General features: G+C 76.1%; 5 protein-coding genes. 1 reads left to right on the forward strand and 4 read right to left on the reverse strand.

What is annotated here, in order from left to right:
- Positions 1-109: 109 nt before the first annotated feature.
- A complete protein-coding gene (locus tag BLT82_RS05620) occupies positions 110-2,224 on the forward strand; it encodes a SpoIIE family protein phosphatase (RefSeq protein ID WP_093652716.1) in 2,115 nt (704 codons plus the stop codon).
- 134 nt (positions 2,225-2,358) lie between these two features.
- On the opposite strand, the gene BLT82_RS05625 is transcribed toward BLT82_RS05620, so the two are convergent.
- Genes BLT82_RS05625 through BLT82_RS05640 form a run of 4 tightly spaced genes read right to left on the reverse strand, consistent with a single transcriptional unit; the run spans position 2,359 to position 12,466 of the window.
- On the reverse strand, positions 2,359-5,502 hold the full coding sequence (locus tag BLT82_RS05625; protein ID WP_093652717.1) for a condensation domain-containing protein: 3,144 nt from the start codon (positions 5,500-5,502) through the stop codon (positions 2,359-2,361).
- On the reverse strand, positions 5,492-7,378 hold the full coding sequence (locus BLT82_RS05630; RefSeq protein WP_093652718.1) for a non-ribosomal peptide synthetase: 1,887 nt from the start codon (positions 7,376-7,378) through the stop codon (positions 5,492-5,494). Before BLT82_RS05630 ends, BLT82_RS05625 begins: the two co-directional genes overlap by 11 nt.
- Position 7,379: 1 nt before the next feature.
- Positions 7,380-9,329, reverse strand: coding sequence for a non-ribosomal peptide synthetase (locus tag BLT82_RS05635; RefSeq protein ID WP_093652719.1), 1,950 nt, complete (start codon positions 9,327-9,329; stop codon positions 7,380-7,382).
- Positions 9,329-12,466 carry a non-ribosomal peptide synthetase gene (locus tag BLT82_RS05640; protein ID WP_093652720.1) on the reverse strand — a complete coding sequence of 1,046 codons (3,138 nt, stop codon included), beginning with the start codon at positions 12,464-12,466 and terminating at the stop codon, positions 9,329-9,331. The genes BLT82_RS05635 and BLT82_RS05640 overlap by 1 nt, the downstream gene beginning before the upstream one ends.
- Positions 12,467-12,698: the final 232 nt, after the last annotated feature.

The raw sequence follows: 12,698 nt of genomic DNA on the forward strand, positions 1-12,698 counted from the left end.
AGCACCGGCGGCCGTCGGCACCCGGCGGACCCGGCCGCGGGCGGCGGGCGACGCGCGCGGGTACCTGCACCGCCGGAGCCCCTCGGGTACCGGCGAGCCGGGAGTGCGGATGAGCGGGGACCTGGCCGGTCCGCGTGCCGCCGCGGGTCCCGGCCCGGACGTGGAAGCCACGCTGGTGGACGCGGTGCGGGACTCACGGGCCTCCGCGGCGATGCTGTACGTGCTCGACACCGGCGGCGACGCCCTGTGGCTGGCGGTGCTGGCGGGGGTTCCCCGTCATATCGCCGCCCCCTGGACCAGGGTGGGGCTGGCGGATCCGTTTCCCGTTGCGGATGCCGTGCGGGAAGGGCGACTGGTGTGGGTCGGCGGCACGGAGGAACTGGCGCGGCGTTACCCGAGGCCGTCACTGGTGCTGCCGTACGACTTCGTGCTGGCGGCCGCGCCCGTGGTTGACGACGGCACCCTCCGCGGCGGGCTGGTGCTGCTGTGGCCGGGATCGCACTCCACCCGGCTCGGTGCCGACGAGCGGGAGGTCGTGGAGGCCGTGTGCCGTCGTCTGGGCCGCGCCCTTCGGGTGGTGGCGGAGGCCGGCGAACCGGTGCCGTGCGCCCGGCCGCGGACGGTGACGCCGGAACCGGACCGTGCGCTGGGACCGCCCGAGGCGCTGGCGGCGTTCGTCGACCGGCTGCCGGGAGGGTCCTGCGCCCTGGACCTGAACGGCCGGATCACCTTCATCACTCCGGAGGCCGCCGCTCTCGTCGGTGCCGACCCGGCGGACCTGCTGGGCGCCCTGCCGTGGGAGGCACTGCCGTGGACGGACGTGCCGGAGGTCGAGGACCGCTACCGGTCGGCCCTGGTCAGCAAGCTTCCGACGACGTTCACCGCGCTGCGTCCGCCGGACACCTGGCTCTCCTTCGAGCTGTACCCGGACGCCTCCGGCATCAGCGTCCGCATCACCCCCGGCGGCCCCGGCCCCAGGACGCCCGAGCCCGGTTCCCCACCGCCGGCCGGGCCGAGCCGCGCCACCGTGCTGTACCACCTGATGCACCTGGCCGCCACGCTCACCGAGGCCGCGGGCGTCAAGGACGTGGTCGAGCAGACCGCCGACCAGCTCATGCCGGCACTCGGGGCGCAGGCCATGGCGCTGCTGGCGGCCGAGGACGGCCGGCTGCGCGTGCTTGGCCACCGCGGCTACAGCGACGCCCTCATGGAGCGTTTCGACGACATCCCCCTGACGCCGGACACCCCCGCCGCCCGTGCCATGATCACCGGCGAGGCGGGCTTCTTCGGCGACTTCGACGAGCTCCGCCGCGCCCACCCCCAGGCCGTCCACCGGGACGGCATGGAGTCCTGGGCGGTCCTGCCGCTGATCGCGTCCGGCAGGCCGATCGGGTCGCTCGTGCTCGCGTACGAGCGGCACAAGCGGTTCCCCGCCACCGAACGGGCCGTGCTCACCTCGCTCGCCGGGCTGATCGGGCAGGCCCTGGAACGCGCCCGCCTGTACGACACCAAGCACGACGTCGCCCGCCGGCTCCAGGCCGCGCTGCTGCCCCACAGCCTCCCCCGCGTGCCCGGTCTCGACGTGACCGCGCGCTATCTGCCCGCGGGGCGGGGCCTCGACGTCGGCGGCGACTTCTACGACCTCATCCGGCTGGACGACACCACTGTCGCGGCGGCCATCGGCGACGTACAGGGCCACAACATCGACGCCGCGGCGCTGATGGGGCAGGTCCGCACCGCCGTCCACGCCCACGCCAGTGCCGGCGCGCCTCCCGACGACGTCCTCCGCCGGACCAACCGTCTGCTCATCGACCTCGACAGCGATCTGTTCACCAGTTGCCTCTACGCCCATCTGGATCTGGCCCGGCGGGAGCTGTGCATGGCCACCGCCGGGCACACGCGCCCCCTGCTGCGGCACGCCGACGGCCGCACCGAAGTGCTGACCGTGCCACCGGGCCTGCTCCTCGGCATCGATCCGGAGGCCGACTACCCCACACTCGACTTCGCCCTGACTCCCGGCTCCGTGCTCCTGCTCTACACCGACGGCCTCGTCGAGGAGCCGGGAGTGGATCCGGACGACGCGCTGGACTCGCTCCGCGGCCTGCTGCGGCGCACGGATCCCGCGGACCTCGACGCTCTGGCGGACACACTGATCCGGCACGTCACCAATCCCGTCGACGACATCGCACTGCTGCTCATCCGGTTCTGCTCGGCCGACGGGTGACCGCGGCCCGCCACTTGGTGACGGCGCATCGGCCCGGGGCGGGACGCTGCCGGGGTCGGCGGCGCGCGAACGGTGGTACAGGGGAGGCACGTCGGCGGCGCCCGGCGGCCGTGCGACCACCGGGCGCCGCCGCTTCAGCCGTCGCCCTCGGACATGCCGCCGATCATGTCGGCGAGCACCGTCCTGCGTTCCTCCCCCGGCCTGGCGCGCAGCGGTGCGGCCAGGCGGGCACTGTCGTAGTGCCAGTGGTGGTCGAGATCGCGGGGTATGTCGTCCGTCTCGCGGAACTCGCCGGGGGTCCCGAGCAGTTCCGTGAGGTCGCCGGCCAGGTCCCGCCAGGAGACGTGCCCACTGCAGGCGTTGGCGACGCCGTGCACGGGCCGGTCGAGGCAGTCGGCCACCGCACGGGCCAGTGCTGCCGCGTGCACCCACGCGACTCCGTACCAGGGGTGACCGCCGGCGTCGGGGCGCGGCAGCTCGATCGGTCCGCCTTCACGGGCGGCCTGGAAGAGCCGGCCGGTGGCGCCCCAGCGGAGCTGTTCGCGGAGCCTGTCGTGCGCACCCCAGACGATCGGTGAGCGCACCGCGCTCGCTCCCCCGCGCCCCTCGGTCCCGGCCGCCCGCAGCAGCATGGCCTCGCAGTCGAGTTTCGCCCTCCCGTACGGGCTCAGCGGCTCGGACGACGAGGACTCCTCGGCGACCCGGTCCCCGTCGGGGTGCCCGTAGGCGTCGACGCTGCTGACGAAGACGAACGGGCCGCTGCGCCAGGCGGCCACCATGGCCTCCATGGCCGCCAGGTCCACCTCGGGACGGGTGAAGGTGCACGCCGCGTGCACGATGGCGTCCGCGCCGGCGACGGCGTCGCGCAGCCCGCCGAGATCGGTGAGGTCCCCTTCGACGACGTCGACGCCCTCCGCGGCGACCAGATGGGCCGATTCGGGCCGGGCCAGGGCCAGCACGGGGCGTCCCCGGGCGGCCAGTTCACGCAGGACGAACGCGCCCACACCGCCGGTCGCCCCCGTCACCAGTACCGTGCCCGTACGGCTGCCGCGCGGCCGGGTCCGGCTGCTCGCGGGCTTCGCGGTCCTCGCGGCGGTCCGCTCGGCCGCCCGGCGGTCCAGAAGGGCGCTGAGCGCCCGGGGGGTCCGGGCCTGGAGCACGTCGAGTCCCGTCAGCGGCAGTCCGAGTCCGGTGCGCAGCCGCTCGGCGAGCTGCACCGCGACCAGGGAGTGGCCGCCGAGCGCGAAGAAGTCGTCGTCCGGCGACGGCACGAGGCCGAGGAGCGCGGTGAAGCCTTCGGTCACGGCCCGCGCGTGCGGGCCTGTCGGGGCGCTCGGCGCGGTGAGCCCGGGCAGGCGGGTGGCGTCGACGGCACCGTCGGTGCCGCGCGGCAGTACGTCGAGCAGGGTGACGGTTGCGGGTACGTACTCGGGGGCGAGTGATCGCCTGAGCAGGCCCAGCAGTGCGTCGCGCGCAGGGCCCACCCCGTCGCGCAGGACGGCGTAGGCCAGAGCCGGCCCTTCGGCGGGACGGACGACCGTGGCGTCGGCGACGCGCGGGTGGGCGCGCAGGATCCCTGCCGCCGGGTGGTCGTGGGAGCCGCCGGAGTCCCGGGGGGCGTCCTCGGCGGACGCGGTTCCGGCCGTGGCGCCGTCGTGGGCGGCCGCGGGGCCGTTGGGTCCGGGGCCGGCGGCGGGCACCTCCGCGCCGGGGGCGTCCGGCGCGTCGTCGCGCGGATCCGGGACGCCGGCCGTGCCCGGACCCGTGACCGGGCCGGGGGCCGGCAGCCCGCTCAGCGGAAGGTCCGGGTCGGCCGACGCCCTGTCGAGCAGCTCCGCGTAGTGCCGGGCGGTCGCCTCGGCCACGGCGTCGTCCAGCGCGGCCCCGTCGTACTGGACCAGGGCCACCGGCTCGGCCTCGTCGCCCAGCCCCAGCCCGTAGGACAGGTCGAACTTCGCGCCGGTGGCGGCCACGTCGAGGTACTCCGCCGAAGTGCCGGGCAGCCGCAGCACCGCGGGCTCACCGAGGACGTCCGAGGTGACGCGGACGAGCCCGGTGCCGTCGGCGCCGCGCGCCCCGGCGCCGAGGCGTTCGAGGAGGAGGTCGAACGGGATGTGACGGTGTCGCTGGGCCTCCAGGAGCGCGTCGCGCACCCGGTCCAGCAGCTCGGCGAAGGACGGGTCGCCGGAGGTGTCGACCCGTACGGGCAGAGTGTTGACGCACAGTCCGACGAGGCCGCGCATGGCGGTTCCGCGCCGGTGGGTGCCGGCCACCCCGATGACCAGGTCGTCCTCGCCGGTGAGCCGGTGCAGTGCGGCGAAGGCCGCGGTGAGCGCCACCGCGAAGAGCGTGGCGCGCCGCTCGGCGCCCAAGGCGCGCAGGGCGCCCGGCAGCCGGGGGGCGAGCGGGACCGTGCGCACCGCCGCTCGCCGGGGGGCGCTGTCCGGCGCGGCCGCCGCCGGGCGCGGAAGGCGGGGCGGGGTGGCGCCGGCCAGCAGCCCGCTCCAGCGGCGCAGCTCCGCCTCGAGGCCCCGAGCCTCGGCATGTTCGCGGCGCGCGTGGTCCGCGTACTGCGGGGGTGCGGCCGGGCCGGGCCCGCCGGTTCCCTCGACGGCCGCCGTGTAGAGGCCGGCGAGTTCCCCGGCGACGGTCTCCAGTGAGCCTCCGTCGACGGCGATGTGGTGGAACGTCAGCAGCACGGTGTGGTCCTGCTGCCCGTGGCGCAGTACGAGCGCACGGACGGCCTCCCCCGCGGAGAGGTCGAACGGGCGGGCGGCCTCCCGCTCCAGCACCGGCCCGGCCTCCGCCTCCGCGCTGTCCACCACGGGCACGGGGACGGCCGGCGGGGCCGGGAGCACCTCCTGGTACGGCTCGCCGTCGTGCTGTGCGTATCGGGTGCGCAGGATCCCGTGGCGGCGTACGAGCCCGGTCAGGGCGGTGCCGAGCGCGGCCGGGTCGAAGGGGCCGCGCACGCGGGTGGCGAACGGTACGTGGTACGAGTCGCCCGAGCCGCCGAGCCGTTCCATCAGCCACATACGGCGCTGGGCGCGGGAGAGCGGAGCACGTCCGCCGCCGTGCTCCCGCGGCGCGGAGTCGTCGTGCGTCGGTGCCGGCGGTGCGGCGTCCCGGGACGCGCCGCCGCTCGCCCCGGCGGCGGCACCGTCGCCGGCTGCGGCGGGTACGGTCGTCGTACGCCGGGCGGCACGCGCGCGGCGCAGCAGTTCTTGCTGGAGTTCCCGCCTCCGGGCCGGCGGCACGGGGTCGGCGTCAGTGGGCATCGGTGTGCTCCGGGGTGCTCTCGGGGTGGAGGTCGCCGTGGGCGGCCAGCAGGGCCTGTTCGACCAGGGCGGCCTGGCCGGCGACGGTCGGGGCGGTGAAGAAGTCGGCGAGGGCGAGCTCCACGCCGAGTTCCTCGCGCAGGTCGTCGGTGATGGCGAGGGCGAGCAGCGAGTGTCCGCCGAGGGCCAGGAAGTCGGCGTCGGCGCGGGTGACCTCGCTGCCCAGCGCCCGGCTCCACACCTCGGCGACGGCTTGCTCCAGCGGGGTCATCGGCGCCGTGGGCGTGCCGGGCGCGGCGTTCGCCGCCGTGTCGGCGAGTCCGGCGAGCGCGCGCCGGTCGACCTTGCCGGACGGGGTGAGCGGCAGCCGCTCCACCACGGTGATCGCGTCGGGCACCAGATGGGCCGGCAGGACGTCGGTGAGCCGCTCGCGCAGCGCCGCGGGCCGGGGCACCGGGCCCGGCGCCGCCACGACGAAGGCGACGAGACGTGCCTCCGCGGTGCCCGCCCGGTCGACGGTGACGGCGGCGTCGTCGACGTCGGGCCGCTCGCGCAGGGCGTGTTCGACCTCGCCCGGTTCGATGCGGAACCCGCGGACCTTGACCTGGTCGTCGTTGCGGCCGTGGAAGTCGAGGGTGCCGTCGGGCCGGAAGGAGACGATGTCGCCCGTGCGGTAGAGCCGGCCGGCGTCCGGGTGGTCGACGAACCGCTCGGCGGTGAGATCGGGAAGGCCGGTGTAGCCGTGAGCCAGCCTGCTGCCGCCGATCCACAGTTCGCCCCGGTCGCCGTCGGCGACGGGGTTGCCGTCGGCGGCCAGGACGTGCACGGTCGCGCCGGCGATGGGCCTGCCGATCGGTACCGGTCCCTCGCAGTCGGCCTCGGTGACCCGGTGGGCGGTGGCGAAGGTGGTCGTCTCGGTCGGGCCGTAGCCGTTCACCAGTTCAAGCCAGGGGAAGGCGGCCAGCACCTCGCGGGCCTGCGCGGCGGCCAGTGCCTCGCCGCCCACCACGACCGAGCGGAGCTGGGCGAAGACGCGGGAGCGGCGGGCGGCGAGCTGGTGGAAGAGCGCGGTGGAGAAGAACGCCACCGTCACACCGTGGCGTTCGACGTGCCGGGCCAGGTCCTCCAGGGAGGGGCGGTCCACGGTGCACACGACGACCGCGGCGCCGTTGGCCAGGGCGGACCACACCTCGAACGTCGAGGCGTCGAAGGTCATGGGCGAGTGGAACAGGACGCGGTCCCTCGCGGTGACGGTGACGTAGTCCGGTGCCGTGACCAGTTCGGCGATGGCGCCGTGGGGGACGGCGACGCCCTTGGGACGTCCGGTGGAGCCGGAGGTGAACATGATGAACGCCGCGCTGTCCGGGTCGACGTCCTCGGGAAGAACGCCGCTGGTCAGCGGTTCCTCGGGCAGGGCGAGGACCGGACCGGCGACCGCGACCGCGTCCAGCAGCTTGGCGTCGCCGACGGTGAGCGTCACCCCGGCGTCGGCGGTCATCGCCTCGGTGCGCGCCCGGGGTTGGGCGGGGTCGAGCGGTACGCACACGGCTCCGGCCCACCACAGTGCGAGCTGTGCCACGACCGTGCGGGCCGAACGGGTGGTGAGCAGTGCGACCCGGTCGCCGCGGGCCACCCCGTGGTCGCGCAGGCGTGCGGCGAGTGCGCGGCCGGCCGCCACGAGCCGGCCGTAGGTGAGGGTGGTGTCCCCGTCGACGACGGCGAGGGCGTCCGGGGTGAGTTCGGCGCGCCGGGCGACGAGCCCGGGCAGGCCGGTCCGCGGGGCGGGCGGCGTGGCACCGGGGCCGGCCGGGGCGTCGAGCGGAGGCACGGTCGCGTCCCTCGTCGTGTCGAGCGGCTGCGGGGTGCTGTGTGACATGTCAGGCTCCTGCCGGTCGCGGGGCACGGCGCTCGTCGAGGAGGGCGGCGAAGGCGCGCAGGTCGGGGCTGCGCAGTAGTTCGGGCGCTCGCAGCCGGACGCCCGTCTCGCGCTCGACGGCCGCCAGCAGCCGGGCGGCCACGACGGAGGTTCCGCCGGCGTCGGTGAAGTTGTCGCCGAGCGTGGTGCCGGGCCGGCCGAGGAGGTCCCGCACGGTCGCGAGGACGAGCCGTTCCGCGGGGGTGGCGCCGGCGAGGTCGGCGGCGGGCGCCGAAGGGCCGCCGGGAGCGGACGCCTCGGCCGCGAGGGCGGCCCGGTCCACCTTGCCGTTGGCGTCGAGGGGGTAGCCGTCGACGAGACGCACGACGGAGGGGACGGCCTGCTCGGGGAGCCAGGCGCGGACCGCCGCGAGCAGGTCGCCGGCCGAGGGCCCGCCGAGGGCGGCGGGCCTGACGTGGGCGACGAGGCGTGCGCGGCCCGACTCGTCGCGCAGCACGGTCACGACGGCACTGCGGACGGCCGGGTCGCGCTCGAACGCGGCCTCCACCTCGGCCGGTTCGATCCGCACGCCGCTGATCTTGACCTGGTCGTCGAGGCGGCCGAGGAACTCCAGGCTGCCGTCGGAGGTCATCCGCACCCGGTCGCCGGTGCGGTAGAGACGGTCGACACCCGGCAGCGGGGCGTCCTGCGGCGGTGCGGCGAAGCGGCGTGCGGTGAGCTCCGGGTCGAGGTAGCCGAGGGCCAGGCAGTGGCCGCCGATGCGGAGTTCGCCGTCCTGCCCGCGGTCGACGGGCCGGCCGTCGTCCCCGGTGACGACGACCGTGACGCCCGGGAGGGGGGTGCCGATCGGCGGCGGGGCCGTGTCGCCCGCCTCGGCGTCGCTGCCGCGCATCGCGTACGTGGTGGCGACCACGGTGGCTTCCGCGGGGCCGTAGGCGTTGTGGACGGTGGCGGTGACGTCGCGGCCGGGCCGGCCGCGCATTCGGTCACCGCCGACCACGAGGTGACGCAGTTTCAGGTCCTGGGGCCAGGGCCGGTCCAGCAGGGGTTCGACCGTCGGGGTGGCGGCCACGGAGACCGTGACGCCGGCGTCCCGCCACCAGTCGGTGAGGACGCGCGAGTCCCACCGGACGTCGTCGGGTGCCGGGACGAGGGCGGCGCCGGAGGTGAGTCCGGCCCACAGCTCCAGCAGGTGCGGGTCGAACGCGACACCGATGAGCAGCGACTGCCGGTCACCGGGGGCGAGGCCGGTTTCGGCCCGGTACCAGTCGAGGGCGACGGACAGCGCGGGCTCGGCCACCGCGACCGCTTTGGGGCGGCCCGTGGAGCCGGAGGTGAGGACGGCGTACAGGGCTCCCTCGGGTGCGCGTCGCGCGCCGTCGCCCGGGTCGGGGTCGGTGAAGGCGGCCACGGGGGCGGCCGGGGCGTTGCTGCCCTCGGTGGGCAGGGGCAGCGGAGTCAGCTCCCCGGCACGGTGCCGGGCCGGCAGGACTCCGGGATCGCCGATGAGGCAGACGACGTCGAGGTCCTCGGCGACGGCCTCGGTGCGACGCTCCCCCGGGCGGGGGCCGAGGGGCAGATAGACGGCACCGACGCGGGCGAGCGCGACGGCGGTGACCACGAGGGCCGCGGAGCGGTCGAGGCAGACGCCGACCAGGTCCCCCGGGCGTACGCGGTCGCGCAGGGCGGTGGTGACGAGCGCGGCGGCCCTGTCGAGGTCGCGGTACGTCCAGGTGTGCTCGCCGTCGATCACGGCGGGGGCCTGCGGCGTGCGCCGGGCCCACTCCTCGAAGCGGGCGATCACGCCGGTCGGTTCGGCTGCGGGGCCGCGGGCGATGCTCGGCGCCGGTCCGGCGGCAAGGCCGTCGGGGACGTCCTCGGCGGCGAGCCGAACCGCGGTGCCGGTGCCGGTGCCGGGGATGATGTCGGGGCTGGTCAGGGGCTGGGTCATCACGACTCCGTGGTGAGGGCGGCGGTGGCCGCGAGAGCGTCGGCCTGGTCGGCGAGGACGGGGTTGCGGAAGAGCACCCTGAGCGGCGGGCGCGTGCCCAGCCGGGGCTCCAGCCACGCCGCGAGTTCGGCGGCGAGCAGCGAGTGGCCTCCGCTGCGGAAGAAGTGGGAACGCGCGTCGAACCGGCCGTGGCCGAGGACTTCGCGCCAGCCCTCGGCGAGCAGGGCCGTCATCGGATCGTCCGGCAAGGCGGCGGGCCCAGGCGCGGGCGCGGCGGGTGCCACCGGTTCGAGCGACGCCGCGCGCCGGGCGAGCGCCGTCCGGTCGGGCTTGCCGCCTGCCAGGGTCGGCATGGCGTCGAGCCGCGCCCAGCGCGCCGGGACGAGCGGGCCGGGCAGCCGGCGGCTCAGCTCGGCGTGCAGCGCCTTCTCGTCGAACTCCGCGCGGTCGCCGCCGTCTTCGAGGAAGCCGACGAGCCGGGGGCCTCCCGCCGTCTCGCGGTCCAGGACGACGGCGCAGGACCGGCCGCCGAGCGCGGCGGACGCCGCCGCCTCGATCTCCTCGAGCTCGATGCGGTGGCCGCGGAGCTTGATCTGGTTGTCCCGCCGGCCCAGGAAGTACAGGAGTCCGTCGAGTCCGCGGTAACCGAGGTCGCCGGTCAGATAGACACGCTCCCCGTCGAGCGCGTCGACGGTGACGAACCGGGCGGCCGTGGCCTCCGGGTTCCCCGCGTAGCCCTGCGCGAGACCGGGCCCCGCGATGGCGAGTTCGCCGACGGCGCCGGGCGGCAGCGGACGGTGGTGGGCGTCCAGGACGTGGACGCGTTCGCCCGGGAGTTCGGTGCCGAGGGGGATCTCGGCGCCGCCTGGGAGGGAGTCCCGGGAGATCTCGTGGACGGTGGAGCTGATGGCCGCCTCGGTGACGCCGTACACGTTGAGGACGGTCGCGTCGGTGTCGCCGAGGACGTCGCGGAGTGCGTCCGCGGGAAGACGCTCGCCGCCGAGGACGAGCAGCCGCGGCGCCCAGCTGCCGTCGCGCAGCGCGGGCCGCATCTCGTCGCGGGTGGCGAGGAAGTAGCTGGTGGGCAGGTTGGCGACGGTCACGCGCGCGGAAGCGAGCAGGTCGGCGAGTTCCGCGCCGGTGGGCACCTCGTGGTCGGGGACGACCAGGCAGGCTCCGGCGTGGAGCGTCGGCAGCACCTCCTCCAGCGCCACGTCGAAGGACGGCTGGGCGAACATCAGGACCCGGTCGCCGGCGGCGAGGCCGAACCGCGCGGCGGCCGCCGTCAGATGGTGCTCGAGAGCCGCGCGCCCGACGGCGACGGGCTTCGGGGTCCCGGTGGAACCGGAGGTGTGGATGACGTACGTGGTGCCGGGGAGTGCGTCGGCCTCGCGTGCGCGGGGAAGCACGGGGGCGTCGACCCCGGCGGCGGGAAGTCCGTCCGGCACGGCGGGGCCGCCCTCCCCGGTGAGCACCAGCGCCGGGCCGAGCCGCTCCAGCAGCAGTGCGAGCCGGGCCGGCGGGTCGGAAGGCGACAGCGGGCAGTAGACGGCTCCCGCCCGCAGGCAGGCCAGCAGGGCGACGACGGAGTCGGCTCCCCTGGGCAGGACGACGGCCACCGGCTGACCGGGGGTCACGCCCGCGCCGCGGAGCCGCTCGGCGAGCGAGCCGACGCGCGCGTCGAGTTCGCCGTAGGTGAGGCGCCGGGCGCCGGACAGCAGGGCGGGCAGTGACGGGTCGTGGCCGGCCGCGGGGTCGAGCAGGTCGCGCTCGGCCGGTACGGGGACGGCTGCGGCGGCCGGCTCCACGGCCGCGGGCGCCAGATCGGCCAGCGGCGTCGCCGGGGCGTCGAGGTAGGCCCGGAGCAGGTCCAGGAAACGGCCGGCGAGCAGCCGCGCCACGTCCTCGCCGAAGAGGTCGGCGTCGTAGTCCCAGACGAGGGTCATCCCGGCCGCGCCGTGGCGGGGGGTGACGCCGCGCCGGTCGTCCGGCAGCAGCACGACGTCGAGGTCGAACCGGGTGGTGCCGGTGTTGAACCCCTCGAAGAGCGTGATGTCCAGGCCGGGTACGTCGATCTCGGGGAGCGGGGCGTCGTGGGCGCTGAACATGACGGAGAACAGGGGGTTGTCGGCGCCGGAGGTGTGCATGCCGAGAGCCCGGGTGAGTTCCTGCACCGGCACGTCCTGGTGCGGCAGGGCGCGGATGAGGGTGTCCGTGACCTCGTCCATGGTGTCCTGCGCGGGTGCGGCGGCGTCCAGGGCGAGTGGCAGCGGGATGGTGTTGACGAACATGCCGACCGCGTCCTCGTAGCCGCGCGGGCGGTTGCCGACGGCGGTGCCGACGACCATCCGGGAGCGCCCGCTGTGGCGGCGCAGGAGCTCGGCGAACAGGCCGAGGAGCGTGGCGAAGGGGGTGAGGCCGCGCGAGCGGGCGTGCTCGCGCAGCCGCCCGGCGAGGTCGGCGCCGATCGACTGGCGCAGCTGCCCGCCGTGGTGGCGGCGCCGGGCGCCGGGGCGGGCGAGTCCGGGCAGCGGCAGGTCGTGGGGCTGGTCCCGCAGTTCCGTCCGCCAGAAGTCGAGGCTCTCGGGTGCGAACGCGGCCTCGGCGCGGGCGCGGACGTGGTCCGCGTACGAGGATGCGGGCGGGAGCTCGGGGGGCTCGCCGAGGACGTGGGCGCGGTAGACGCCGAAGACGTCGTCGAGGAGGATCGCGAAGGAGTGCCCGTCGTGGATCAGGTGGTGCTCGACGTGGATCAGCCGGTGGTGGCGGTCGGCGAGGCGGACGAGCGTCCAGCGGATCAGCGGCGCCTCGAAGGTGTCGAGCGGTGTCTCGGCCTCGGTGCGCAGCAGCTCCGCGAAGGCCGCCTCGGGGTCCTCCTCCCCGCTGAGGTCGACGGTGCGCAGCCGCGGCCGGCACTCCCGCGCCACCCGCTGCCCCGGTACGGACCCGGTGGAGGCGACGAGTTCGAGCCGCAGGCCGGGGTGGCGGTCCAGCGTGGCGGCGAGGCCGCGGCCCAGCGCCTCGGCGTCGAGGGTGCCCCACAGGTCGAGTGCGGCGGTGAAGTTGTAGGCGCGGCTGCCCGGCTGCATCTGCTCGTGCAGCCAGACGATCTCCTGCGAGGAGGAGAGCGGAAGCATGGGCGATCCCTGAGGTCGTCGGGTCGGTTGTCCTGGCCGGTCACGGTCGTGTCCGGCGGTGGTCGTGCGGGCGCTCCGCGGGTCGCGCGGAGGCGCTTCGGCCATTGAGTGGTGCGTCGGGTCGTGCGTTGGGGGTGGTGCGTCGGACCGGCGCCGCGGGGCTCCGCCGGACCGCTCGGAGGTGGTGCCGTGGTGGCGCCGGCCGGGAGCCGTTGCGGTGCGGTCGTGCGCG

The organism is Streptomyces wuyuanensis, from assembly GCF_900103455.1.
Taxonomy (GTDB): Bacteria; Actinomycetota; Actinomycetes; order Streptomycetales; family Streptomycetaceae; genus Streptomyces; species Streptomyces wuyuanensis.

Coding starts and splice junctions, on each gene's coding strand:
- BLT82_RS05640 (WP_093652720.1), bottom strand. CDS start 12,466: ATGCTTCCGCTCTCCTCCTCGCAGGAGATCGTCTGGCTGCACGAGCAG.
- BLT82_RS05630 (WP_093652718.1), bottom strand. CDS start 7,378: ATGTCACACAGCACCCCGCAGCCGCTCGACACGACGAGGGACGCGACC.
- BLT82_RS05625 (WP_093652717.1), bottom strand. CDS start 5,502: ATGCCCACTGACGCCGACCCCGTGCCGCCGGCCCGGAGGCGGGAACTC.
- BLT82_RS05620 (WP_093652716.1), top strand. CDS start 110: ATGAGCGGGGACCTGGCCGGTCCGCGTGCCGCCGCGGGTCCCGGCCCG.
- BLT82_RS05635 (WP_093652719.1), bottom strand. CDS start 9,329: ATGACCCAGCCCCTGACCAGCCCCGACATCATCCCCGGCACCGGCACC.